General features: G+C 67.5%; 25 protein-coding genes. 17 read left to right on the top strand and 8 right to left on the bottom strand.

Annotated features, from left to right (window positions below):
* Position 1: 1 nt before the first annotated feature.
* Together ABZ863_RS17495 and ABZ863_RS17500 are read right to left on the bottom strand one after the other, a co-directional pair.
* On the bottom strand, positions 2–1,603 hold the full coding sequence (locus tag ABZ863_RS17495; protein WP_358536452.1) for a LuxR C-terminal-related transcriptional regulator: 1,602 nt from the start codon (positions 1,601–1,603) through the stop codon (positions 2–4).
* Positions 1,604–1,709: 106 nt separating this feature from the next.
* Positions 1,710–2,813 (bottom strand): C40 family peptidase, encoded by a 1,104-nt coding sequence (locus ABZ863_RS17500; protein WP_358536455.1) that lies wholly within the window; start codon positions 2,811–2,813, stop codon positions 1,710–1,712.
* A gap of 117 nt (positions 2,814–2,930) precedes the next feature.
* On the opposite strand from ABZ863_RS17500, the gene ABZ863_RS17505 reads away from it, so the two are divergent.
* Both ABZ863_RS17505 and ABZ863_RS17510 read left to right on the top strand, forming a co-directional pair.
* Positions 2,931–3,062: a hypothetical protein gene (locus tag ABZ863_RS17505; RefSeq protein WP_358536458.1), complete on the top strand. Its 132-nt coding sequence runs from the start codon at positions 2,931–2,933 to the stop codon at positions 3,060–3,062.
* 3 nt (positions 3,063–3,065) lie between these two features.
* Positions 3,066–3,215, top strand: coding sequence for a hypothetical protein (locus ABZ863_RS17510; RefSeq protein WP_358536461.1), 150 nt, complete (start codon positions 3,066–3,068; stop codon positions 3,213–3,215).
* On the opposite strand, the gene ABZ863_RS17515 is transcribed toward ABZ863_RS17510, so the two are convergent.
* The 3 genes from ABZ863_RS17515 to ABZ863_RS17525 all read right to left on the bottom strand — a co-directional run bounded on the left by ABZ863_RS17515 (position 3,212) and on the right by ABZ863_RS17525 (position 5,823).
* Positions 3,212–3,796: an RNA polymerase sigma factor gene (locus tag ABZ863_RS17515; protein ID WP_358536463.1), complete on the bottom strand. Its 585-nt coding sequence runs from the start codon at positions 3,794–3,796 to the stop codon at positions 3,212–3,214. The two genes, ABZ863_RS17510 and ABZ863_RS17515, sit on opposite strands and share 4 nt — an antisense overlap.
* A 243-nt stretch (positions 3,797–4,039) precedes the next feature.
* Positions 4,040–4,807 carry a hypothetical protein gene (locus ABZ863_RS17520; protein WP_358536466.1) on the bottom strand — a complete coding sequence of 256 codons (768 nt, stop codon included), beginning with the start codon at positions 4,805–4,807 and terminating at the stop codon, positions 4,040–4,042.
* A 362-nt stretch (positions 4,808–5,169) separates the two neighbouring features.
* On the bottom strand, positions 5,170–5,823 hold the full coding sequence (locus ABZ863_RS17525) for an NAD(P)-binding domain-containing protein (protein ID WP_358536469.1): 654 nt from the start codon (positions 5,821–5,823) through the stop codon (positions 5,170–5,172).
* Between the two features lie 293 nt (positions 5,824–6,116).
* On the opposite strand from ABZ863_RS17525, the gene ABZ863_RS17530 reads away from it, so the two are divergent.
* The 11 genes from ABZ863_RS17530 to ABZ863_RS17580 all read left to right on the top strand — a co-directional run bounded on the left by ABZ863_RS17530 (position 6,117) and on the right by ABZ863_RS17580 (position 14,964).
* Complete coding sequence (locus tag ABZ863_RS17530) at positions 6,117–6,767, top strand: LuxR C-terminal-related transcriptional regulator (RefSeq protein ID WP_358536472.1); 651 nt, start codon at positions 6,117–6,119, stop codon at positions 6,765–6,767.
* 94 nt (positions 6,768–6,861) lie between these two features.
* Positions 6,862–7,596 (top strand): class E sortase, encoded by a 735-nt coding sequence (locus ABZ863_RS17535; RefSeq protein ID WP_358536475.1) that lies wholly within the window; start codon positions 6,862–6,864, stop codon positions 7,594–7,596.
* 83 nt (positions 7,597–7,679) lie between these two features.
* The gene (gene wecB / locus ABZ863_RS17540; RefSeq protein ID WP_358536478.1) at positions 7,680–8,813 is read left to right on the top strand and encodes a UDP-N-acetylglucosamine 2-epimerase (non-hydrolyzing); all 1,134 of its coding nucleotides are present in this window, start codon (positions 7,680–7,682) and stop codon (positions 8,811–8,813) included.
* Between the two features lie 432 nt (positions 8,814–9,245).
* Positions 9,246–9,827 (top strand): RNA polymerase sigma factor, encoded by a 582-nt coding sequence (locus tag ABZ863_RS17545; protein ID WP_358536480.1) that lies wholly within the window; start codon positions 9,246–9,248, stop codon positions 9,825–9,827.
* Positions 9,828–9,888: 61 nt separating this feature from the next.
* Complete coding sequence (locus ABZ863_RS17550) at positions 9,889–10,491, top strand: hypothetical protein (protein ID WP_358536483.1); 603 nt, start codon at positions 9,889–9,891, stop codon at positions 10,489–10,491.
* Positions 10,484–11,251: a protein kinase gene (locus ABZ863_RS17555; RefSeq protein ID WP_358536486.1), complete on the top strand. Its 768-nt coding sequence runs from the start codon at positions 10,484–10,486 to the stop codon at positions 11,249–11,251. Before ABZ863_RS17550 ends, ABZ863_RS17555 begins: the two co-directional genes overlap by 8 nt.
* A 59-nt stretch (positions 11,252–11,310) precedes the next feature.
* A complete protein-coding gene (locus ABZ863_RS17560) occupies positions 11,311–11,547 on the top strand; it encodes a twin-arginine translocation signal domain-containing protein (RefSeq protein ID WP_358536490.1) in 237 nt (78 codons plus the stop codon).
* Positions 11,529–12,062 (top strand): hypothetical protein, encoded by a 534-nt coding sequence (locus tag ABZ863_RS17565; protein ID WP_358536492.1) that lies wholly within the window; start codon positions 11,529–11,531, stop codon positions 12,060–12,062. Before ABZ863_RS17560 ends, ABZ863_RS17565 begins: the two co-directional genes overlap by 19 nt.
* A gap of 55 nt (positions 12,063–12,117) precedes the next feature.
* Positions 12,118–13,038, top strand: a complete 921-nt coding sequence (locus tag ABZ863_RS17570) for a hypothetical protein (protein WP_358536494.1) — start codon at positions 12,118–12,120, stop codon at positions 13,036–13,038.
* Positions 13,038–14,381: a glycosyltransferase family 2 protein gene (locus ABZ863_RS17575; protein ID WP_358536497.1), complete on the top strand. Its 1,344-nt coding sequence runs from the start codon at positions 13,038–13,040 to the stop codon at positions 14,379–14,381. Before ABZ863_RS17570 ends, ABZ863_RS17575 begins: the two co-directional genes overlap by 1 nt.
* Before the next feature lies 1 nt (position 14,382).
* Positions 14,383–14,964 carry an exosortase/archaeosortase family protein gene (locus ABZ863_RS17580; protein ID WP_358536499.1) on the top strand — a complete coding sequence of 194 codons (582 nt, stop codon included), beginning with the start codon at positions 14,383–14,385 and terminating at the stop codon, positions 14,962–14,964.
* A gap of 63 nt (positions 14,965–15,027) precedes the next feature.
* Here the strand turns inward: ABZ863_RS17580 and ABZ863_RS17585 are convergent, their stop codons facing one another.
* Positions 15,028–15,183: a hypothetical protein gene (locus ABZ863_RS17585; protein ID WP_358536501.1), complete on the bottom strand. Its 156-nt coding sequence runs from the start codon at positions 15,181–15,183 to the stop codon at positions 15,028–15,030.
* 76 nt (positions 15,184–15,259) lie between these two features.
* Between ABZ863_RS17585 and ABZ863_RS17590 the strand changes: the two genes are divergently transcribed.
* Both ABZ863_RS17590 and ABZ863_RS17595 read left to right on the top strand, forming a co-directional pair.
* Entirely contained in the window at positions 15,260–16,153 is an 894-nt protein-coding gene (locus ABZ863_RS17590) for a septum formation family protein (protein ID WP_358536503.1), read from the top strand.
* Positions 16,153–17,700: a hypothetical protein gene (locus ABZ863_RS17595; RefSeq protein ID WP_358536505.1), complete on the top strand. Its 1,548-nt coding sequence runs from the start codon at positions 16,153–16,155 to the stop codon at positions 17,698–17,700. Before ABZ863_RS17590 ends, ABZ863_RS17595 begins: the two co-directional genes overlap by 1 nt.
* Positions 17,701–17,773: 73 nt before the next feature.
* On the opposite strand, the gene ABZ863_RS17600 is transcribed toward ABZ863_RS17595, so the two are convergent.
* Both ABZ863_RS17600 and ABZ863_RS17605 read right to left on the bottom strand, forming a co-directional pair.
* Complete coding sequence (locus ABZ863_RS17600; RefSeq protein ID WP_358536507.1) at positions 17,774–18,979, bottom strand: lytic transglycosylase domain-containing protein; 1,206 nt, start codon at positions 18,977–18,979, stop codon at positions 17,774–17,776.
* A 155-nt stretch (positions 18,980–19,134) separates the two neighbouring features.
* Positions 19,135–20,958, bottom strand: a complete 1,824-nt coding sequence (locus tag ABZ863_RS17605; protein WP_358536509.1) for a helix-turn-helix domain-containing protein — start codon at positions 20,956–20,958, stop codon at positions 19,135–19,137.
* 130 nt (positions 20,959–21,088) lie between these two features.
* Between ABZ863_RS17605 and ABZ863_RS17610 the strand changes: the two genes are divergently transcribed.
* Both ABZ863_RS17610 and ABZ863_RS17615 read left to right on the top strand, forming a co-directional pair.
* Positions 21,089–21,325 carry a hypothetical protein gene (locus ABZ863_RS17610; protein WP_358536512.1) on the top strand — a complete coding sequence of 79 codons (237 nt, stop codon included), beginning with the start codon at positions 21,089–21,091 and terminating at the stop codon, positions 21,323–21,325.
* 97 nt (positions 21,326–21,422) lie between these two features.
* A complete protein-coding gene (locus tag ABZ863_RS17615; protein ID WP_358536516.1) occupies positions 21,423–23,075 on the top strand; it encodes a methane monooxygenase in 1,653 nt (550 codons plus the stop codon).
* Positions 23,076–23,104: the final 29 nt, after the last annotated feature.

A 23,104-nucleotide genomic window follows, 5' to 3' on the forward strand; every position in this document is an offset into this window, starting at 1 on the left:
GTTACAGGATTCCCAGCTCGGACGCGCGCATCAACGCTGTGTCGCGTGTGGACACATCGAGCTTGCGGTAGATGCTCTGGATCTGGGTGCGCACGGTGTTCACCGAGACGACAAGGGTGCGCGCGATCTGCACGGCGGTGGCGCCCGTGGTGAGCTCGGCGAGTACCGCCTGTTCCCGGGCGGTCAGATCGATCAGCCGGATGTGCTCAGGAAAGACCGGTCGCGCCGCGGCGAGCCGCTCGGCGGCTGTGTCCGACAGCGGCACCGTGGTCAGGGCGAACAGTTCCTCCCTTTCCGGCGTGGGAACCGTCGTGAGGGACAGCACCTCGTCGGGCGATCGCAGGCGCATCGCGGCGCTCATCGCCTTGACCGCCTCGTCGCGCTCGCCCATGCGCAGTGCCGCGGATGCCTTGATGAGCAACAGTTGCCGGGTGTCGCGATGGGACGCCACCGGATGCCACGGGCCGCGCGAGGCGAGCGCGCGGGCCAGCTCGTAGTCGCCGTTGAGCAGACGCAGCCGCGCGGCAGGCACCGCCAGCCAGTGGGCACCGGTTCCCGCGTCGTTGATCAACCGCAGGGCGCGGTTCGCCTCGCCCGCCGCGATGAGCAGGTCCGCACGTGCGCGCTGTAGTGCGCGCAGGCCCGTCCCCTGAGCGGTCACCGTGGCCGGGTGGCTGAGCTGGACGACGTGCAAGGTGTCGAGGTACTCGACCGCGCGCCCGGCGTGCAGGGCGCGCGTACCCACCAGCGCGGTGCCGAATGGCCACAGCTCGATCGGCTGTGTGCCGTCCCCGACGGTCTCCAGCGCGGCGTCGAGGCCGGGCCAGTCGTACTGGTCGAGCGCGTGCCAGCCGCGCGCGATGGTGCCGCCGACCGTGAGCAGGTGGGCGACGTTGGGCGGGGGAGGCGGATATGAGTCCAATGTGCTGAGCCACTGTTGCGAGGTCTCCAGATGGCCGAGCTGAGCGAAGATCATCGCCAGGTTGGCCGCCGCATTGACACCGGCGTAGTTGGCGACCGGCTCGGTGCGGGCGAGCTCGTGGGCCTCCCGGTACTGTTCAACGGCACCGGGTAGATCGCCAAGCAGGGAAAGGGTGAGTCCGCGTTGCATGGCGATCCAACCCGGACGGACCGGGCCTTCGGTCGAGGGCCGCGCGTCCAGCTGTGCCATGCGGGCGGTCAGTTGCCTGCCCAGCCGCTCGGCGTCCTCGAGGTCCCCGCGCAACCGTGTGGAGATCATGATCAGTGTCCCGGCGACGGTCAGCGTCGCGGCCGAGGTCTCGGTCTCGGGATCGACCATTGTCGCGAGCCGGGGGCCGAAGTCGATGTACTGGCGCAACAACGGTCGTAGTTCCCTGGGGTGTGGGTCCTGCGTGACGTAGCTCGCGAGCAGCCAGCCGACGAGCAGCCGTGGCCGCTGGAGCAACTCTTCCTCGGGAACCTGGTCGAACGCGGCCAGGAACTCGGCACCGTAGTGCCCGGGCAACGCGAGCCAGAGGCGATCACACAGGGCTTCGAGAGCCGCCCAGTCCCGCGTGGCTGCGATCTTCGCCAGCTCGGCGACGACATCTTGCGGCTCCGCGCCCGCTTCGTCGTGGGGCAACGCGATGTTCTCCTTTCCTGTCAAGGGAACCGGCGCGGGATGGAGTCGTCTCTGGTACGAGGTTGACGACCGAACCTGCCCGGGCTGACGGCGAAATCCGGTGCTGTTACTGGGAAATGCGTCTGATGCCGGAGACGGGCCCGATCGCGTCGATCGTGGCGACCTTGACCGGTTCGCCGAAGGTCGCGGCGTGCACGGCACGTGAACCGTCGATCGCGATGGCGACGTGACTCACGGGCCGATAGTAGAAGATCAGGTCCCCGGCGCGGACCTCGTCACGTGATATTTCGGCGCCGGTGGACGACTGAGCGGTACTGGTGCGCGGCAAGCCGATCCCCGCGGCGCTGTACGCGGCGAGGACCAACCCGGAGCAGTCGTAGGCATCGGGGCCGGTCGCGCCCCAGGCGTAGGCCTTGCCGAGCTGTGCGAGCGCGAAGCGGACAACCTGCGCGCTCTGGCCGTTCCCTGTCGGCTGCTCGACCGTGGGACCTACGTCGGCGAGCCCGGCGCGCTGCGCGGCCGACAACTCGTCCAGTGCGCGCCGCACGCCCGCGATCTGCCGGCGCAGGAGTCGTTCCCGCTCTTCGGCTTCGGCCAGTGTCGTGGCGGCTTCGTCACGCAGCCGCTGTGCCTGTGAGCGATGGCGGGAGGCCTGGTCACTGGAATCGGCGGCGCGCTCGCGCTGAGCTGTGGCCCTGGCACGTGCCGCGTTGGCGTCGGCGGAGGCGCGCGCGAGGCGCCGCAGCGCCTCGTTGTTGTCGGCCGCGATCAGGTCGAGCATCGACTTCGCGGACAGCAACTCGCCCGGCGAGTCGCTGTTGAGCAGCGCGGCCAGCCCGTCGAAACGCACTCCGCCCTGCAACGCGGCCTGCGCGAACGAATCGAGCTCCCGCTGCCACTGTGCCGTGGCCGCCGTGGCCGCGCGCGCGGCTCGCTCCGCCCGCCCGGCGTCGGCCGCCGCCCGGTCCGCATCACGTTGCGCTTGCTGTGCTGTCGCAGTACTTCTGGTGAGCTGGGACTCCAGGTCGGCGAGCCGCATGCGTGCCTGCGCCGCCGCTTCGTTGGCGACTTCGGCCTCGTGGCTGAGCCTGCGGTACTCCGCGACCGCGTTGTCCGTGACCGGGTCAGCGGCCGCCACCTGCTGGCCGGTCAGCAGCACGAGCCCGGCCAGCAGTGCGGCGGAGAGCGGTCGTATTCGTGTCGGCCCCATACCTAGTTTGACCGCCGGGTCACCTCGAACATGTCGCTCGGGCCGCGACATGCCGGCGGTGCCGCAGCCGTCTTCTCTTCCAGCAAGGTTGCGCCGGATCGAGGAGGAGGACACGCGATGGGACCCATGCGGCGGCTTCGCGAGGCGAGCAAACAGATCGAGCGGATCGTCCGGGAGGAGGTCGACGAGCCGCGGCGGAAAGCCGAACAGTCCCGGCGCCAGGCCGGCAGCCCGCGCAGGCCGTCGTGACCGATGTTCTTACTGATCTGGCAACTGCTCCCGGGAGGCAAAGCCGTCAAGCTGACCGGTGCGGTGCTGCTCGCGGGCGCGTTCCTCGCGGTGCTGTGGTTCTGGCTCTTTCCCGTGGCTGATGCCTGGCTCTACGGCGGTGGCGCGCTCTAGCCGTCGACGCGGGCGCCGTCGAGTTCGTCGAACCGCGCCCGAAGGGCCTTGCGGGCGCGCCAGAGCAGCGAGCAGGCGGCGGGTGGCGTGACCCCCAGCGCCGTCGCGAGCTCGGCAGGCCGGTAGCCCTGGACGTCGACCAGCCAGAGTGCGTGGCGCCACCGGGAAGGCAGCGCGAGGAAAGCCTGCCGTAGCGTGCTGTCGTGCTCGATGTCGGTGTCGGCAAAGGATCCCGCCACGACGGTCCAGCCGTCACCGACGTCGAGCCCGGTCGCGATCGAGCGGACGGCCTGGGTCCCCATGTCCACCCAGAGCCGCCGCACTGCCGTGCGCAGGTACGCCGGGACATTGGTGGTGGGACCTTTTCCCGCGGTGAGCGCCGACATCATGCGCAGGAGTGCCTCCGCGGTCACGTCTTCCGCGTCCGCCGCGCACCGAGTGAGCGTGCGGGCGTAACGCAATGTCGGCGGATGGTGGCGCACGAAGACCGTCGCCAATGCATCCCGGCTGCCGCCGCGGGCCTGTTCGATGAGATGTGCGTCCGAGACGGCACCGGTGCATTCGCTGACGATCTGCTGCATGTGATCGACTCCCGACTTTCTGAGTTACCGACCACATGGAACTACAGAAAACGAGCATCTTTCGGGTGAGTTGAGCAGGCTTCGTGGTGCGGGAAGGCCACTGTAGGTTGGTTTCCGAACCTGTTCAGGTGGCTTTTGTGGTGCCGGGTTAACACGAGCGTTTGCCGTCACGATATGGCGCGGTCGAATTTCGGCGTGGATAACGAGGAGGTTACATTAGGCCATTTGTGGTAATTGGCGGCGTCACGGAAGTGGCTCGTCGATGAGTTCCGGAAAGGCCTCGACGATCCAGCGGGCCCAGACCGGCCAGTCCATTTGCGCGCACTCCACCATTGTGGTCTCGAACGTGCCGAGTTGCGATAGACCGTGCAGGCATTGTTCGAGTTCCCGCCGGCGCTCCGGTGCTGTCAGCAACGCTGACAGGGTGCGGGGACCGAGATAACTGGCCGAGTCGCGTGGTCCGAGTATGGCGAGTACTTGTGCGGCAACGGCTATCCGGGTGGCGGTTTCGGACCACGGTGGTGCGCCGGCCGGCCAGCGTGCCGTCCAGACATATACCCGCTCGTGGCGGTAGCCTGCGCCGGTGAGGTCGCACAGGAACGCTGTGCGGGTTCGTAGCTCCGTGGTCGGATCGATCAGCTGGGCGAGGACGTTGTCCTCGGTGATGATCGAGTGCGCCGCCCGGTGCGCAAGGTCACGTAACTGTCCAGTGTTGACAGTCGAGGTGTCTTGCCCTATTAGGCAGATCGCGAGGGAGTCGATGTCGCGTTCGAACTCCGCGGGGGAGGTCGCCTCGTCGAACCGCTCGTCCGCGAGTGTGCGTAGCGCGGCGTGCAGGCCCGTGCCGGTCAGGCAGGCGTTGACCACCTGCTGGGTGGCGGGGACTTCCCAGCGCATGTCCTGCGGCCAGCCGTCATGCAGGGTTTGACCTCGCCACCGCTCGTGCAGGGCCTCCGCCCGCGCACGCTCTCCGTCCGTCCCACCGCGCTGTTGCTCCTGTGAACTCGTCACCGCATGACACTCTCTCGTGTGACCGCGAGCGGTCACTTGCCAGTCCCCCGACCGTCGGTCCGTGAGTCCCTGTCGAGCAAAGCTCGACAGGCGCCATTGACCAGGTCTCCATAGTGGACCAGCGCGGTGAGGTGCGAAAGTCCGCAATGGTGGGCGTGACGGCAGTCACATTCTCAGAGCGCGTCTGAGGACTATCGCGTACCGGCTGCGCGGTGCCCAGATGGCGCCTCGCTGCGTTGTCGTCAGTCACCATGACTCCGTCATGGCTCCCTCCTCCGCCTTGCTGATCCTGGGCGCGGGTGTCCCGCAGGACACCTCCATCTGGATCACCGCTCGCACGGAGGACAATCCTCAGACGCGCTCTACGTGTGCTGAATGTGGATGTTGAAGTTCGTGTGGCCGAGTGACCTGCTGAGCCGCTGGCGCAGCGGGACGAGCATCTCCATACTCCGCGCTCCGGAGATGTCGCCGAGGTCGATGATGTTGTCCTGTGGCCACCCGAACTCACGAAGAAGCCCGGTGACCACCCATTTCGCCTGCCGGTTGTTCCCGGCGACGAACATGACGTGATGGCCTGGGAGCCGGTTGGGTTGCACCATGATCGCCGGGCTCACGGTGTTGAGCGTCTTGACGACATGCGACCGCGGGAACTGTTGCTGAATCTGCTCGCCGAGGCTGTGGAGCCCGACGGGCTCGAGCGTCGGTGGGTCGGCATCTGGTGCGACAACGGGGTTGGCCACGTCGACGAGCACCTTGCCGGCGAGCGCATCCGAGCCGACAGCGCGCAGCGCCTGCACCGAGACGGTGCCGGCGGTCGCGTTGATCACGAGGGTGGCCGCCTCGACCGCGGTCGAGTAGGTCCCGACCTCACCGTAGTCGCCCGCCCGTCGAGCCCACCGGACCGCCTTCGGATCACCGGGTGCGCGAGTGCCCAGCATCACCTGGTGGCGTAACTCGGTAAGCCGGGTTGCCAGTGTCCTGCCGACGATCCCGGCGCCGAGCACAGCGACGCGCACCAACCACTCCTCTGATTTTCCTTTGGCGGACGGGGCGCCAGCCGACTCCGCACCAGGCCCCTCTTGTTGATCTACCGATCCACGCCGGGCGGAGCAAGCCGGTTGCTTGGTGAACTAGGTGGTGAAAGCGCGGATGGCCGTTGTCCTGCGATTAGGTGAGTGCCGTCAGATTCGGGCAGGGGAGCCGGTCTTTCCTGCGCCGGAACAGAACGACCATCCCAGTGGATGAGAAGAGTCGAGTGTGGACCCGGTACGGAGCAGGTCGGCTCCGGCGACGTGAGCGGAGGACGACGATGAGCATGACGTGGCCAGGCTCGGTACCGCTGGCCGGTACGGTCGAGGCCGAACAGCGGCTCGGCTACCTGGGCTCCGACCCGGTGCACGGCGCGTTCATCCGGGCGGTCTGCCATGCGGACCGGCGGCTACGCTGGATCGACTCCATGCCAAGGGAATCGCGGCCGTTGCTCGCGCAGTGGTGTGCCGACCTCGTCGTCGTGGACCTGGACGTGCCGGACGCGCCTGCCGCATGTGCCGCCGTGCGCGCGGCCTCGTCACGCACCGTTCTGCTGACGTTGCTGTGCCGCGAGCATCCGGTGGACCTGGAGGGCTGGGCGGGCCTGCGGGAGCTGGTCGACGGAGTGATCTCCTGTCACTGCGGGGAGCCGGAGATGGTCGGCATCCTGCCGGTGAGCGACCAGGTGGTCCGGGCCATCGAGACCGCACGGCACCGTCAGCAGCGTATCCACGCCGATGTCCTTGGCCCCATCGAGAAAGCAGTCCTGGAGTGTGCGGCTGCCGGCCTGACGGCCGAGCTGACAGCACGGGAGCTGCGGCTGGAGGCAGCCGAGGTCCGCGCGCTCATGGTGAAGATCCGTAAGCGGCTCGGTGCGAGGTCACGCGCCAATGCCGTCGCCATCGCGCTGCGGGCGGGCTGGATCTCCTGACCCGCAGTCGTTGTCGCTCCGTTTCCCCACCGGCGTCATGAACGCGCGCGCGTTGCGGTCTGTTGACCGTAGGCGCTCTACGAGTCGGAGGTCGATGGTGACGCAAGCGGCGGAGGGGACGGCGGTGCACCCCGGGCCGCGACAGCGGCGCGGGCGTGGAGGCCTCATCCGCGTCGCCGGGGACACCTGTGTAGTCCTGGGGCTCGTCGTGTTGTTGTTCGCCGCCTACCAGACGTGGGGCAAGCCCGCGGAGACCAGGGAGCAGCAGGACCGGCTCGAGCGGGAGCTGCAGGCGCAATGGGACGGTAGGACCGGACCACAGCCCGCCGAGGACCGGCCGGCCGACGTAGCGAACCCGGACACCGTAGGGACCGATCAGTCCACAGTGGTAGGGGATGGAGCGCCCTTTGCGCGGCTCGCCATTCCCCGGCTCGGGCTGAGCTGGGTGGTGGTCGAAGGTGTGTCACTGAGCGACCTTCGCTCGGGGCCCGGCCACTATCCGGCCACGCAGCAGCCGGGCGAAGTGGGCAACTTCGCCGTCGCCGGGCACCGGTCCCACGGCACCTTCTGGGATCTGGACGAGCTGGGCGACGGTGACGCGATCTCGGTGGAGACCAGCCAGGCCAGGTACACCTACCGGGTCTACGCCGTGCACATCGTGAGCCCGACGGATACCTGGGTCATCGCACCCGATCCCGAGAATCCCGACCAGGCACCGCAACGCCGGCTGCTCACGCTGACGACCTGCCATCCCCAGTGGGGGAACTGGCAGCGCCTCATCGTCCATGCCGAGCTGGTGAACACGGAGCCGAAGCCGTCGCCGCCGTGATGATCCGCTGGACTGCGTGATATTTCCGCTACCTTCGAGGTCCTCCTACCGTGAACGGATTCTCGGCTGAAGGAGCGGATGAGATGACCCTGTCGGAGCGCGACGAAGCAAGCATCGCCAGGATTCCGGATGAGGGGGTCGCCGTCGTACTCGGCACCCGACCGGAGATCATCAAGCTGGCCGGGATCATCAAGGCGCTGGGGCCCAAGGGTTACATCATCCACACCGGACAGCATTACGACGATGCACTGTCCACTGTGTTCTTCACGGAGATGGGCTTGCCGCAACCCCAGGTGCGCCTGGCCGTCGGTGGTTCGAGCCGGGGGAGCCAGATCGCCACAGCACTGCAATCGATGGACGAGCATTTCCGGCAGCGGCGCCCCCTGGCGATCATCGTGCAGGGCGACACGAACACGACCGTAGCCGGGGCGCTCGCTGGTAACGCCGCAAACATTCCGGTGGTCCATGTCGAGGCCGGTCTGCGGAGTTACGACAAGAACATGCCGGAGGAGCACAACCGGATCCTCACCGATCACATCTCCGACATGCTGTGCGCGGCCACGGCGGAGAACGTTCGTAACCTCGCCAACGAAGGTATCGCCGGCAAGTCCGTGATCCAGACCGGGAACACAGTCGTCGAGGCGGTGCACGCACAGCTTCCGCCCGAGAACGTCCAGCGGCAGCTGCTCGCCGATCGGAGGCTGACGGCGGGCAGCTACGTGCTGGCCACGATCCACCGGCCCGAGAACACCGATGATCCCGTTGCGCTGCAGGCGATTCTCGCAGAGCTGAACAGGATTCCGTGCCAGGTGATCCTGCCCGTGCATCCGCGAACCCGTGCGGCGGTCGAGCGGCACGGGCTCGCGCGGTATCTCGACGCGCTGACGGTGACCTCGCCACTCGGTTCTGCCGACTTCCTGGGACTGGCTGCGAATGCGGCGCTGCTGGTATCGGACTCCGGTGGGCTGCAGGAAGAGGCCACGGTGCTGAAGCGGCCACTGATCGTGGTCCGGCGTTCCACTGAGCGGCCGGAATCCATGCGGCACTTCGCTGTCCTCGTCTCACCGGGGCCGCTGATCAGCAAGACGGCGGGCGAGTGGCTGGAGAACCTCCCCGAGCTGCATCGGCAGCTGGCCGGGGTGCCGTCGCCGTTCGGCGACGGCCATGCCTCCGAGCGGATCGTGCGTGAGCTGGCACGCAGGTTCGTCGGGGGCTGAGTACACCCTTTACCCGAGATCGTCCGAGCCGCCGCGCCCGGCACCAGCAGCGAATCGCTGTCCACCATGCCGAGCGTCGGCGGCGAATGACGTCGTTCGAGAGCGGGCCATGTCCATAGTGGATACCGGAGTTCGGCTTCCTTGTCGCGAACAAATCATGTGATTCGGCGCACTTCTATTCCCAGGCGAGGACGGTGTCGGTTCCATTTTTGGAGCAATGTTACCGCGCTGTTATCGGTCGCCTTCGTGTCCTGACGCCTATCGGGCAAGCGTGTGATTCCGTTACGACCAGCCGGTGAGAAGCGACTTCTTTCACCTTCGTGAGTGAGGTTTGGAAAAACATCGTGTGTTTCAGTGGAATTGCTTCACCCTTTCGGAGCTTGGATTCTGTGGTTTCATTCCTGGCCTCAGGAGGCAGGACCGGGAGGGAAAATGAGCGGGCTTTCTGCTACAGCCCTCGCCGAGCAGGCGGATGAGGATCTGCTCGGCCAGGTGAGGGGTGGTGACCGCAATGCGTTCAGCGAGTTGTTCGCGCGTCACCACGGTCGCGCATTGCGGTACGCGACCGCGATCGCCGCCACGAGGGTCGATGCCGAGGATCTGGCCGCCGATGCACTGGTGCGCCTGATGCTGGCGTTGGAACAGGGACGCGGACCGGTCGCGAATGTCGCGGCGTACCTGCGGACGACGATCCGGCGGCTGGCCATCGATATGGGAGTGAAGAATGCGCGAAGCGTCTCCGTGGGTTTGGAGATCGTGGCCGTCCGGGTCCCGGCACAGGCCAACGGGCCCGATCCAGCGCCTACCGAGGCAGAGGCCATGGTGGACAGTGCGTTCACCTCGTTGCCGCGGCGCTGGCGAGAGGTGCTGTGGATGGTCGAGGTGCTCGGCTACAGCCCCGGTGACATCGCACGGGTGCTCGGGATCGCGCCGCCAGCCGCATGCTCGTTGCTCTGGCGAGCGCGCAGGGCACTCAGGCAGCGCTATGGCGAACTGGTCGAGCCGACACCATGACGCTTCACCGGCGCCGGTGCCGGACCAGTCAGCACGAACGACCTGCGAGGGATCGTCCATTATGCGTTTCGACCTGTACAACCGCGCCGCGCTGACCACCCTTGTGCTGATCGGGCCCGACTGGTACGCACGGCCCGCCAACTATCTGCGGCTGTCGGTCAACCGGATGACCGCGCTGTGCGACGCCCTCCTGCGGCTCGGGATGGCCTACGACGCCGCGAGCTTCGAGCAGGATCGGGACCGGCCGGCGTTCGGTCTGCCACGACCTCAGGACTACGGCCTGACCGCTACCAGGGACGAGTACGGCGACACAGTGTGGAGTGGACGGCGGCACGCGGAGTTCGAGTCGGCACGGCAGGTCGCACTGCGCAGGCATGTTCCGGAAAGCCAGCCAGGCATCCCGCTGCACAAGCTCAGCACGGCGCTGGGCTGGATCGTCGACGGTGCCGAATGTGGGTCGGCACTGGACGGCTACCGTGCGGCGCGCAGCCGCGACGTCGGACATCCGCGGGCGTTCGGCGACCATTTCATCACCTTCCTGGCCGCCTGCACGGCGGGTACGGGATTCGTTGTGGGCAGGGCGGTACCGGCAAGGCCGGAGCAGGACGGGGACGGCGGGTCCGGAGTGGAATCCCGCGTGCTGGCCGCGGTGCCGAATGGCTGAGCCTGCCGAACCGAACCGGCGCCTGCCTGAGGGGACCATTGTGGACGGCCGTTACCAGGTGCTCGGACCCCTCGCTCGCTCCGGCGCCGCCGAGGTGTTTCGGGCACAGGACCGTAACCTGCGTCGCGACGTCGCGATGAAGCTGTTCTGTCCGAGTGGCAGCGGTTCGCCACGGGATCGAGCCGAACGTGAGGCGCAGCTGCTGGCCCGGCTCAACAACCCCGGTGTCCCGGCAATCTATGACGTCGGCGCACATGACGGCTTGCCCTACCTCGTCATGCAGCTGGTCCCTGGACGCCCGCTACCGCAGCTGCTCGCCGCGGAACCGATCGACGGCGCCACCATCGCCATGCTGGGTGCCCGGGTCGCCGGTGTGCTGGCCCACGTCCACTCGCGACAGGTGGTGCATGGTGACCTGCGTGCCGCCAACGTCGTCGTCGGCGCCGCCGGCGCGGCCTGGCTGCTCGGCTTCGGTAAGGCGAGACTGTACGACGGAGCAGGCGGTAGCGAGTTCGCCGCCGACGTCGGTACGCTCGGCTTGCTGCTGAGCGGATGTCTGGAGGACCAAGCGATCCCGGGCGGAGCGGTCCGGCCACTGCAGCGCGTGCTGCGGGACTTGACACGGCCGAACCCGGCCAGCAGACCGGATGCGGGTCGCTGTGCGCGATTGCTCGTCGAGGCGGCCGCGCGGTGCTCGGCCCGTGACCGCCGCGCCAGCCGTCCGGTAGCCCCAACAGGTGAGAAACTCGCCAGGCCGTGATGCCGCGCGCCCGCGTGCTGTCTACCCACGCGGGGGTAGCCGCGAACTGGAGGTGGCACATGGCAGGAGCGGCCAGGCGAGGTGCGCGCGGTGTGGCCGGGATGAGGCTGAGCCGTCGCGAGGCGCTGGTGCGCTCGGGGGTGCTCACCGCTTGCCTGGCGGTGCTGCTGTTACTGGTGGCCGGCCCGGCCGCATTCCGTGGGCCCGAGTTCGTGGCGCCGATCGAGCCGGCGCCCCAGTTCGACGTGTACGACGAGCCGGGCGAGCTGTGGTGGCCGTGGCCGCTCGACCGGTGACCAGCGGGCGGGACGGAGCACTCGTGCTGGTCGGCGTGGCGGTGGTACTGGTTGTCGCGCACACCGGCATCCGCGCGGGGGAGGCGGCGCTCCTGCGGCTGGTGTTCTGGCTGCTCGGCTGGGGGCCGACCAGTGCAACGGGGGACACTGTCTACTTCGGTCTCGGGACTGCGGATGCTGCTGGCCTACGTATCACGTCGGTCGCCTCGGTGCTCTCGCTCCTGGTGCCGTGGCTGCTCGTGCTGGCCGCGACGATGGCGTGGTCGCGAATGGACATCCGGATGCTCCGGATTGCTGCCGCCCGCGCGGCCGCGCTGATCGTCGTGGCCAGCCAGGTGAGGCTGCTCGTGGCGGCGGCCTTGATCCGCCTGTGGGGGCACGAGTCCACGGGGTTCGCGAGGATCGTCAGCTGGCTGCTGCTGACTGCCGCGACGGTGCTGGCTTTGGTCGCGCTGTTGCTGGCCGCGGGCGAGGTTCCCCGCGAACGGCAGCGGGGTTACCGGGACGCGACATGAAACGACGTGAGTTCCGGTCCTCTACGCGCAACACCATGTATGAGGAGGAGAACGGGTGAACATCCGCTCTGGTGTGTCCAGAACGGTCGAGGGGAACACGGCCATCGCGGCCGCGGTGGCGCTGGGCGTCGCGGCGGTCACCTATCTGCTCGGGGTACTCAATCCATGGGGGCAAGCGCTCGAGGCAGGTCTGGTCGGGAGCCTGCACGCGCTGCCGGCCATCTCGGCGGTTGTGCGGGTGGCCGCCATTGTGGTGCCTCTCGGGCTGATCGTGGTGGCGGTGCTGGCGGTGGCGCTCCCACTGGCCAACAGCCGGGACTGGCGGGCCGTGTGGGTGGTCGGCTTCAGCGCGTTCAGCGCATTCGCGGTGGCTGCCGTGATCCTGCTCGCCGCGCCCCGGCCCGCGTTTACCGGTGACCTCGCGTGGGGGACCGGTACGTCGTTTCCCTCGCCGCTGCTGGCCGCGTCGGTAGGGCTCGCGGTCGCGACCCCGCAGGTGGTGGCACCCGCCGCGCGTGCGGGTGCGCACCAGTTCGCCGCCTGGGGCCCGGCGCTGGTCGCCGTGCTGCTGTGCGCCGGCCTGTGGAACCGGCCGTCCGATGTGGTCGGTGGCGCGGCCATCGGTGTCGCAGCAGCCCTCGTCGTGTGTGTCACCAACGGAAGTTACCTGCGGAGGCTGGCCACCCCTGCTGTTGATCTCCGGCGCAGCTGGCTCGTCCGCGGCTGGGCGCTCGCTGCGGCAGCGCTGCTGGCGACGGCGGCGGTGGGCGCCCTCGTTGCGTTGGTGGCCGGTGCGGCGGCGCGGGAGCTCAGCGCGGCACTGGCCGTCGCCGGTTCGGCTGGGCTGGCCGGTCTGTTCACCGTCGCCGGCGGCCTCATCGTGCGTAACGCGCTCGCGCGCGCGGACCTGTTGCGCGGTACCGAAACACCTACGGACCATGCGCCCGCGCGGCGCGTGGCGGAGAGGGAGAGCTGATGGGCGGATTCTCCGCATTCGAGTCGATTTCGCTGGTCCTGGTCGTCATGTTCCTCAGCTACATGGTGTCGATCATGGTGCCCTTTCTGCGGCGGAAGCCGACGCGGCCTGGCAATCCGGACGACTACGGATGGCATGCGTTCATCCCCTGCCGGGACGAGGCCGCGGTGATCGAAGGCACCCTGACCAGGCTCCGCAGGGACTTCCCGCAGTGTCATGTCTGGGTTGTCGACGACGACAGTGACGACGAGACCGCCGACATCGTGCTCCGCTGTGCCGCATCGGATCCGATGGTGCACCTCGTCCAGCGAAGGCGCCCTGAGGCGAGGACCGGCAAGGGCGACGCGCTCAACGCCGCCTACGTGGAGCTGAACCGGTTCCTGCCTGCGGACGTGGATCGCTCGCGGATCATCGTCTTCGTACTCGATGCCGATGGGGTGATGGCGCCCAACGCGCTGGTTCAGGTCGCAGGCCCGGAGTGCTTCGGCGATCCGGAGGTGGGCGCGGCGCAGATTGCGGTGTGGATGGACAATCGGGACGATCCGAATCCGCGGCCGGGGGACGGCAGGCTGGTCAACTTCGGTGCCTCCTACCTCGTTCGCATGCAGGACCTCGAGTTCCGCACCACGATCGCCGCCATGCAGCACCTCCGGGAACGCACCGGCTCGGTTGGTCTTGGGGGCAACGGTCAGTTCACCCGTCTTTCGGTACTGGACGAGATCGCGGAGAAGTTCCACAGCCCGTGGCACGGCTCGTTGCTCGAGGACTATGAGCTGGGACTCCATGTTCTGCTTTCGGGGCACCGAAATCGTTACGTGCACGAGACCTATGTCGCGCAGGAGGGGCTGCCTCGGTTGCGGAGGTTGCTCACCCAGCGCACACGCTGGGCGCAGGGCAACATGCAATGTGTGCGGTACGTGCCGCAGGTGGTGCGGTCGAAGTACTTCTCCAACTCGGGCGTCATCGAAGCGTGCTACTACCTGGTGCTGCCGTACCTGCAGTTCGTGGGTGTGCTGGTCTGGCCGGTGGCGCTGTCCCTGCTCGCAGCCGATGTCGTGAACACCAACGGAAGTTTCGCCGACCAGTGGTGGTTCTTCCTGATGCTCTTCTTGTTCGGGATCGCCCCGTTCGCGATGTGGGGACCGATCTATCGCAAGCAATGCTGCCCGGAGGCACCGTGGTGGAAAGGCGTGCTGTGGGGCTTCGGCTTCTGGCTCTACGTCTACTACACCTACGCCGTCACCACGCGTGCGGTCGTCCGCCTGATCCGCGGACGTGCCGGATGGGCCAAGACCCGAAGGAATGCCGAAATCGCCGTCGGGCCCACTGCCAAGGAGGCATGACATGACGACCGTGCTCGAACCACCTGCCAGCCATGACGCGCCGCGACAGTCATGGCCCGTCCGGTCCCTGCGGTTCTTTCTGGGGCTCGCCCTGCTGGCGCTCTGCGGCCTGATGGTCGTCGAAGCGCTTGCGGTTCGGGCGATCGAGGCCGTACTGGCCGAGCCGCTGGTGCGGGCAGTGACCACAGGCGACACCAGCACGCTGAACGAGGTCATCCTGTTTGGACTCGGTACCTCCGATCCCACCGGGCTGCGCATCACGGCCGAATGCACCGTCATCATCATGGTGGTGCCCATCGGGGTGGTGGTGAGCCTGCTGCTGATGTTCTCCCGGGTGTCGATGATCCGGCTGCTCGCCGGTGGCGTGATCGGCGCTCTGGCCGCCATCCTGGTGAACCAGCTGCGTATCGCCCTCATTGCGTTCTCCACGCAGGAATGGGGCATGGATCCGGGCTACGAGGTGTCGCACAAGTTCGTCGGCTCCGTTCTCGCCATCATCGGTTTCACGCTGGCCTTCCTCATCCTCGCCAAGATCATCGCGAAGGATCCGAGCCGGACGAACCGCAAGCGCTCGGCCGCGTAGCCGAGGGTTCCAACAGCGAAGAGCACCGGGCGAGATCTTCGCCCGGTGCTCTTCACCGCTGCCTCAGTCCTGTTTGGCCAGATAGGCGGAGCGCAGCAGCAGTGCCCCCATGACCAGCAGGGCCAGCGCACCCATCACCAGGAAAACGGTGTTGGGGCCCGTTGTGGCCAGTGCTCCCCCCGCGGTGATGGTTGGCCCACTTCCTTTGGAGCCGTACAAGTGCTTACTCCCTCACAGTGTCGTCAGCGGACAGGGTCACCGAAAAGGACCGGCGAGACACCTCGTTCATCACGCGATGGCTCGGACGGGGTATTCGACAGCCTCCGCGACATGTTTGTCATGGCGACGGCGTCCATGGTGCGTGGCAAGAATAATTGCGTTGGCCGGTGCGATTCTCGCGATCTGGGGCACTGTTGTGGCCTGGGACATCCAAGACCCGTACGAGGGTGCTGTTCGAAGCGACAGCCAGCAGGTCGGGACCTGCCACGAGTTCCAGACGGAGTTCGAAGCCTCCAGCCTCAGTGATGTGGCACCGCCGGTTCCGTGCGATCAGCCACATCAGACAGAGACCTATCTGGTGGGCGAACTGCCAGAGGACGCGGGCACAGTGGACGGGGAGCGGCCCGGTCGCGAAGCGACGGTTGCGCTCACGCGCGAGCTGTGCGACGGCAGCCAGCTCGCCGCGTATCTCGGTGCCGAGTACTACGACGAACACTGGTTCGTTGCGGCCTGGCCGCGGGTGCCGACGCCGCAGGAATGGGCCCGTGGCGAGCGGATGTACCGCTGCGACGTGTCGCCGAGCGCCGAAGGTCAGCTGCCGACGATGGCGCAGTCGATGAAGGACATCCTGCGCACCAGAGCCGGTGACGATTTCCGGCGCTGCTTCGACGCCGTCGGCGTGGCCGTGCCGTGCAGCCGCGAGCATGTCGCCGAATCCGTCCGAAGCTGGGTCCCGATACCGGGGGACGTCGATCCGGCTGCCATTCCACAAGAGTGGGCTGAACGCTCGTGCACGCCGATCGTCAGCGAGTTCCTCGGCAGGGACGTGCGGCGAACCGACTACCGCATACAGGCGGTGGCCTACCCGGACGTCACCCCGGCGGTGGCCCAGTGCCGGCTGCTGGTGCCCGCGGGAGCGCAGCCGATCATCGGCTCACTGTCCACAACGATTCGTGAGGGTGAGGCCTGATGAGGCGGGTCCTGGACGCCATCGACCGGTACCAGCTTCTGGTCGCGGTCGGCACAACGGTGCTGTGGGGGGCCATTCTGGTGGTGCGGGTGTTCCTGCCGCATCCGGTCGGCCTCGGTGACCAGGATGACGGCCACCGCTTGTTCTGTGAGCTCGGCCTGCGGGACGACCGGCCGTGGCAGGCACCGGGCAACGAGCTCGTCTACCCGACGTGGGTGGAGCATCGCTACTACGGCGAGACCTGTGGCGCGAACGGCACCGGTGAGGCCTACTACTCGTCGCACCTTGCGCTGCTGCGACTGGCCAGGATGCTCACGCCTGTCCTCGGCCTGCCCGGCGCACTGGATCTGCGAGCACTGGCGGTGATCTGTATCGCGATCGTCGCGTTCGCGCTCGGCTGGCTGGTGGCTGTCCTGCCCGGCAGGGTCGCGCTGCGCTTCGTCGTCGTCTCGGCGATCGGCCTGTTGTTCGCCGACCCCGGTGTCGCGGGGTACTTCATCTCGCCCTACTCCGAGCCGGCCGCACTGCTGTCCGTCCTCCTGCTCTGCCCGGCACTGCTGATGTTCTTCCGGGCCGATCGCCCGCAGTGGCACCATTACCTGCTCGTGGCGAGCATTGCGGCATTCGCCATCGCCAGCAAGACGCAGATGATCAGCCTGTTGCCGGTGATCGTGGTGGCGCTGCTCTGGAACCGCCGTGCGGCAGGTGCCCATCGTGCCCAGCGGCTCACCCGCGGTTTCGCCGTGATGCTGGCACTGGGCCTTGCCGCGGTAAGTGGGCTGTACTTCACCAGCCAGCCGCAGCGGTTCACCATGGTCAATGCCTACAACCAGGTCTTCGGCACCATTCTGCCGACGAGTCCCGATCCCGCAGGCGATCTGGAATGGTTCGGCCTGGATCCGGCACTGGCCAGTGGATCGGGCACCCATATCCTCTCGGAGGACAGCGTGGCGACCGACCCGGCCTACGCCGAGTTCACCGAGAAGGTCACGCCCGCCGAGATCGCCCTGTTCTACCTGACACATCCGGCGCGGCTACCGGGTCTCGTCGGTACCGGAATGGAAGGTGCGGCGGAGTTCCGGCTCCCGGACGACTACGCCGGCAGCAACCTGGCCGGCAGTGGCCTTCCGGCCACACAGATCGACCACCGCATGGAGTCCTACACCTTCGCCTTCACGGCATTCGAGGTTGCGCCTGCGGTGTTGCTCGGCGGCTACTGGCTGGTCGCGCTGATCGTGTTCCTGACCGTCACCTACCACCGGGCGGACGAGCCGGGAGTGCAGGCGGTGGGCAAACTCGGCCTTGCGCTGATCGCCGCGGCGTTCATCCAGTTCTGGGCGGTCATGCTCTCCGATGGCCGCTCCGACCTGGTCAAACACATGATCGTGGTGAACGTGTGCACGGCGCTGACGATGCCGTTGCTGCTCGCCGCGTGGCTCAACCGCAAACGGCGTGGCACGGAGGGGGAGGAGCAGCAGGAGCGTACCGGCGGCGAAGCCGACCGGGAGCCCGTCGCTGCCTCCGTGCCCGCCGCGGCGTCGGTCTAGGCCTCGCGGATACCAGGGGGGAGAACGAGCCGGTCCGGCTGCGGATGTCCGTAGCCGGACCGGCTCGCCCGTCTCAGCCGACCGGAGTCGTGCTCGTCGTTTCCGTTGTCGCTGTCGTGCTCGGTGCTTCAGTGGTGCTCGGTGTGGTCGTGGTGCTGGGCTCAGCGTCGGGTGCCGGTGTGGTTGTTGTGGTCGTCGTGCTGCTCGGAACCCCGGTCGAGGTCGTGTCCGGTGGCGGTGTCGTACTGGTGGTGCTCGGCGGGCTGGATTCGGTGGTGCTCGTGGCCGGTGGTGTGGTCGTGGTGTCCGGAGTGGACGGAGTGGGGCTCTCGTCGGTGGACGGTGCCGGCCGGGTCGAGGTGACCGAGGCACTCGGCGGTACGGTGTCTTTCGTGGCTGGCGGCAGCGTGGTCGATGGGGTCGATGGAGCCCCGCCCGGTCGCGCCGGGAGCACCGGAACCTCCCCACGACCGTACGCTGTCGCAATGGTCAACACCATGTCCACATAGGACTCTGAGTGGTTGTAGCGATAGACCGCCGCCCGCAGCTGAGCCGGATCACGGGTATCACCGCCACCAGCGCAGAGGTACGTACCCGCGGCGAGCGCGGCGTCGTGGATGTTGTCCGGATCGGCCTCGCCGTCGCCGTTGCCGTCCACGGCATAGGCGCGCCACGTACCGGGGATGAACTGCATGGGCCCGACCGCGCGGTCGAAAACGGGGTCCTGATCGAGTGCGCCACCGTCGCTGTCCCGGATCAACGCGACGCCGGTCCGGCCGTCGAGCGGGATCCCGCGAATCACCGGGTGGGTACTCCCGTCCTCGTACAGCTGTGTTCCGCCGTAGCGTCCGTGGTTGGACTCCACGCGTCCGATCGCGGCGATCACCGTCCACTCCAGACCGCAACCGGGCGCCGTCTGGGCAAGGGAGCCGGCGGCGTTGCGGTACGCGGACAGCGCGACGTCGGGAATGCCGCCGACCAGTGCATAGGACACCGCTCCCGCGGGCTGGCTGTTGCCTGCAACGCGTTCCGGCGCGCTGATCTCGGGCAGCGGCACCGACGGTACGGTGTGCTCCACCCAGGCCGGTGTGCTGATGATGGTCTCGGCGGGCGGAAGCGCGGTGACGACTGCGCCACGGCTGGCCGCGAGCGGACCGGGTGGCTCCTGCAACGCCAGATCGGCCAGCACCGGCGCGGCCGCAAGTGTGGCGAGGCTTGCGGTCAGTAACGTGGCCGAGCGGCGCAGCGATGTCCGGCAACGATGCTTCCGATGTCGCACTTCGCGATACCGGCGCATTCTCATGGTGACCCCCACGGGCTCTCGATCGACAGGACAGGCGGCGCTCGCGCAGAGCGCTGCTGTACTGCAGACCGGTATCGAGGAGCCAATCTGATGGCAGCCGGCGAAGACCAGCGGTCTGGGGTATTGGGCGGTCAGTGATCGGCGGTGACGATGCCGTACTCGTGGATCTTGCGGTAGATCGTCGCGCGCGAGATGCCGAGTAGCTTCGCAGCACGAGCCTTGTTGCCCTCGGCATCCGCGAGGCAGCGCACGATCGCGTCGCGTTCCATCGCCTCGAACCGGTTCAGCGCTCGCCGGGCGATCGTCTGGTATTCCGCAGGCAGGTCCTTCGGCTGGATGGTGCCGCTGCGCCTGTGCTTGGCCACCTGCTTGAGCACCCGGTACAGCTGGGCCACGTTTCCCGGCCAGGTCGCGCGCATCAGCAGATGCAACGCGGCGGGGGAGCAGCGCAGGGTCCCGTCACGGGCGAGCCTGCTCAGGAACAGCGGCACCAGCTCGTTGAGGTCCTCGGCATGCCGGCGCAAGGGCGGCACGGACACGGTGTGCGGGACGAACGCCATCAGTTCGGCCAGCTCTGGGTTGGTCTCGGCGTCGGGTGCCAGTGTGATGGCCACCCATGGAGCGTGGTCGCCGTCGTGCCGCCGAAGCTCGCCCAGCAAGGCCGCAAGGCTCGCGGCCTTGCGCTCATCGAGCCGGTCGATGTCGCGGATGACCACCGTGTCCACGTGGTCGGCGAAGAGTTCACCGCGCAGCACGCTCTCCCAGTCCCCGCCCGCCTGCGCGGCGTCGAGACTGCGCAACCGCCCGGCGGGGTGCCGGCGCAGGTGCACGCCCCGCGCCAGTGTGCAGCGGCCCGTTCCGGGCTCACCGGCCAGCGCAATCCACTCACCCCTGGCGTAGGCGGCGTCGACCTCGTGCTCACAACGCAACCACTGCGGCGCCGAGCCGACGACGCCGGGCAGGTACATCGGCAGGATCGGCACGGAGCCCCCCAGGCTCTCCTCGTCGTTGTCGATGAGCTTCACCGACAGCACGCCACCCGCGACATCGCCTTCCCTGCTGCCAGGCACCTGACGGCAGTGCATCCGCACCTTGCTGCCCGTGGACAGCTCGAGAACGGCTGTGGCGCGCCTGTTGTCGGCGAGCTCCTGGCTGGCGTGGCTCAGCAGGATCGACTGGTCGGCCGGCTGCAGCAGTTTCCGGCCGGAGTCGTTCATCATCACGATGTCGTCGTTGAAGGCGAGCACAATGCCGGTGGTGCGCCGGCACGCCTGCAGGTAAGCCTGGAACAGTACTAGCTCGCGCACGTTGCTGTGGGTGAGCAGGGCCTGGCGGACCTGTTCGGCCGTCGAGCGTGCGAGTGCCACGAGCAGCCCGCCCGCGTCCTTGCGCCAGCAGGTGAGGTCGACCGCGCCGATCGTCTTGCCGGAGATCGGATGGTGGATCGGAACCCCGGCGCACGCGAGGTTCTCCAGGTTCTCGGCGTAGTGCTCGTGACCGAACACGTGGGTCGGCCCGCCGTCCTCCAGCGCCGTGCCGATGCCGTTGGTGCCGACGAAACGCTCCCCGTAACTGAAACCCGGAACCAGCTCGACCGACTCCAGGTGCCGGTGCAGGTCGGTGTCGCCGGTGCGCTGCGTGAGCACGAGCCCGGTGGGGTCGGTGACGATGAGGCTGATGGGCTGGCCGGCGAGCTGGTCGCCGAGGCGTTCGAGGATCGGCTCCCCGCTGTGAATAAACGGCGTGTCCAGGTCGCGATCCTGCGTGTACGGCAGGTCGATCCGGTCGGCGGGCACCTCGAACTCGCGGGAGCGCCACCACGAGGCCAGGATCGCTTCCCTGACCTCGTCCGGTTCGATGGCGTCGTGGGCGAGGAAGCGCAGGCGCGTATGCGCGAGTCGCACATCGTCGGGCTGGACAGGTCGCTGCCGCGATATGTCGGCGATATCCACCACGATGTCCTCCCGCCGTCGGCACGTCGTTGTGTCGCCGCTTCCAGCATCGCCCTTGTGGTCCGGTGTTTCAAATTGAGACGCGCCTGGCGCGCGAATCGCGTTCTCATGGTGAGCGCGGGAGGTGTTGCCGATGCCGGAACCTGCAGAGTCATACAACCCGTGGACGATCGTCAACGTCGTCTTCCAGCATCTCGTCGATGCGGGCCTGCATCCCGTGCTCGGTGAGAGCGGACATCCGGGCGAACCCGCCGCCGAGTTACTACGTGCGCTCGGAATCTCGCCCCGGCTCGAGGGAGATGCGCGTATCACCGACGACATTCGCGCCGAGCTCGCCGACTTGCGGTCGAGAATGCTCGACGACCCCTGAAACCCCATGTCAGCGGCGTCTCATATTGAGACCCGCGGCGAAGCGTAACGCGCGTGTAATCGGCGCAGAGACCGCATGCCCACGCAAGGAGTGATCAATGAGCCGTCAGAGCGTGGCGAAAGCCCACCAGAAGATCCAGGAACTGTCCTGGGAGCCGGTTTATCACGAGCCGGTCTCGCAGTACGGAACTGACTACACGTTCCGTAAAGCCAAGAAAAAGGACCCTCTCAAGCAGGTCCTGCGTTCCTACTTCCCCATGCAGGAAGAAAAAGACCACCGCGTATACGGCGCCGAGGACGGCGCGATCCGCGGCAATATGTTCCGCCAGGTACAGGAACGCTGGCTGGAATGGCAGAAGCTGTTCCTGAGCATCATCCCGCTTCCGGAGATCTCGGCGGCCCGTGCCATGCCGCTGCTGTTCCGCACGGTACCCAACCCGGAGCTGCACAACGGGCAGGCGATCCAGATGATCGACGAGGTTCGGCACTCGACGATCCAGCAGAACCTCAAGCGCCTCTACATGCACAACTACATCGACCCCGCCGGCTTCAACACCAGTTTGCGGCAGTTCCACAACGACTACTGCGGCACGATCGGCCGGCAGTTCGCCGAAGGTTTCATCACCGGTGACGCCATCACCGCCGCCAGCATTTACCTCACCATCGTGGCGGAGACGGCCTTCACCAACACGCTTTTCGTCGCCATGCCTGCCGAGGCGGCCGCGAACGGCGATTACCTGCTGCCGACGGTGTTCCACTCGGTGCAGTCCGATGAGTCCCGGCACATCAGCAACGGCTACGCGACGCTGCTGATGGCGCTGTCCGACGAACGTAACCACCAGCTGCTCGAACGCGACCTTCGCTACGCGTGGTGGAACAACCACGCAGTGGTCGACGCGGCCATCGGCACGTTCATCGAGTACGGCACCAAGGACCGCCGCAAGGACCGGGAGAGCTACGCGGAAATGTGGCGCCGTTGGATCTACGACGACTACTACCGCAGTTACCTGGTGCCACTGGAGAAGTACGGGCTGGTCATTCCGCACGACCTCATCGAGGAGGCGTGGAACCGCATCTGGAACAAGGGTTACGTGCATGAGGTCGCGCAGTTCTTCGCCACCGGCTGGCTGGCCAACTACTGGCGTATCGACCCGATGACCGACGAGGACTTCGAGTGGTTCGAGCACAAGTACCCGGGCTGGTACGACAAGTACGGTAAGTGGTGGGAGAACTACGCGCGGCTGTCGCGGCCGAACGGGCACCACCCGATCGTCGCCGAGGACGTCGACTACGTGTACCCGCACCGCTGCTGGACCTGCATGGTGCCGTGCCTCATCCGCGAGGACATGGTGATGGACGAGGTCGACGGGCAGTGGCGGACCTACTGCTCGGAGCCGTGCCGCTGGACCGACGTCGAGGCGTTCCGCCCGACCTTCCAGGGCCGCGAGACGCCGAACATGGGGCAGCTGATCGGTCACCGCGAGTGGGAGACCCTCTACCACGGCTGGAACTGGGCCGACGTGGTCACCGACATGGGCGGTGTGCGTGACGACGGCAAGACGATGGTCGCCCAGCCGCACCTCGACCTCGACGGGAAGAAGATGTGGACGCTGGACCACCTGCGCCGCATGCCCGAACTGCAGAGCCCCAACGTTGTGCTCAACCAGATGTCGGACAAGGAACGTGCCGCGTTCCAGGCCGACTACAACCGCCAGGGCCCGGCCGGCAGGCCGGCGCCGACGAACACCTGAGGAGAACCCCGTGGGAGGGCCCCGCAGCG

Origin of the sequence: Saccharomonospora sp. NPDC046836 (assembly GCF_040645195.1) — a bacterium.
In the GTDB taxonomy this organism is placed as follows: Bacteria; Actinomycetota; Actinomycetes; order Mycobacteriales; family Pseudonocardiaceae; genus Prauserella_A.

Coding starts and splice junctions, on each gene's coding strand:
- ABZ863_RS17550 (WP_358536483.1), top strand. CDS start 9,889: ATGCGTTTCGACCTGTACAACCGCGCCGCGCTGACCACCCTTGTGCTG.
- ABZ863_RS17615 (WP_358536516.1), top strand. CDS start 21,423: ATGAGCCGTCAGAGCGTGGCGAAAGCCCACCAGAAGATCCAGGAACTG.
- ABZ863_RS17515 (WP_358536463.1), bottom strand. CDS start 3,796: ATGCAGCAGATCGTCAGCGAATGCACCGGTGCCGTCTCGGACGCACAT.
- wecB (WP_358536478.1), top strand. CDS start 7,680: ATGACCCTGTCGGAGCGCGACGAAGCAAGCATCGCCAGGATTCCGGAT.
- ABZ863_RS17505 (WP_358536458.1), top strand. CDS start 2,931: ATGGGACCCATGCGGCGGCTTCGCGAGGCGAGCAAACAGATCGAGCGG.
- ABZ863_RS17590 (WP_358536503.1), top strand. CDS start 15,260: ATGGCTCGGACGGGGTATTCGACAGCCTCCGCGACATGTTTGTCATGG.
- ABZ863_RS17500 (WP_358536455.1), bottom strand. CDS start 2,813: ATGGGGCCGACACGAATACGACCGCTCTCCGCCGCACTGCTGGCCGGG.
- ABZ863_RS17555 (WP_358536486.1), top strand. CDS start 10,484: ATGGCTGAGCCTGCCGAACCGAACCGGCGCCTGCCTGAGGGGACCATT.
- ABZ863_RS17575 (WP_358536497.1), top strand. CDS start 13,038: ATGGGCGGATTCTCCGCATTCGAGTCGATTTCGCTGGTCCTGGTCGTC.
- ABZ863_RS17530 (WP_358536472.1), top strand. CDS start 6,117: ATGAGCATGACGTGGCCAGGCTCGGTACCGCTGGCCGGTACGGTCGAG.
- ABZ863_RS17560 (WP_358536490.1), top strand. CDS start 11,311: ATGGCAGGAGCGGCCAGGCGAGGTGCGCGCGGTGTGGCCGGGATGAGG.
- ABZ863_RS17510 (WP_358536461.1), top strand. CDS start 3,066: ATGTTCTTACTGATCTGGCAACTGCTCCCGGGAGGCAAAGCCGTCAAG.
- ABZ863_RS17545 (WP_358536480.1), top strand. CDS start 9,246: ATGAGCGGGCTTTCTGCTACAGCCCTCGCCGAGCAGGCGGATGAGGAT.
- ABZ863_RS17580 (WP_358536499.1), top strand. CDS start 14,383: ATGACGACCGTGCTCGAACCACCTGCCAGCCATGACGCGCCGCGACAG.
- ABZ863_RS17535 (WP_358536475.1), top strand. CDS start 6,862: ATGGTGACGCAAGCGGCGGAGGGGACGGCGGTGCACCCCGGGCCGCGA.
- ABZ863_RS17595 (WP_358536505.1), top strand. CDS start 16,153: ATGAGGCGGGTCCTGGACGCCATCGACCGGTACCAGCTTCTGGTCGCG.
- ABZ863_RS17610 (WP_358536512.1), top strand. CDS start 21,089: ATGCCGGAACCTGCAGAGTCATACAACCCGTGGACGATCGTCAACGTC.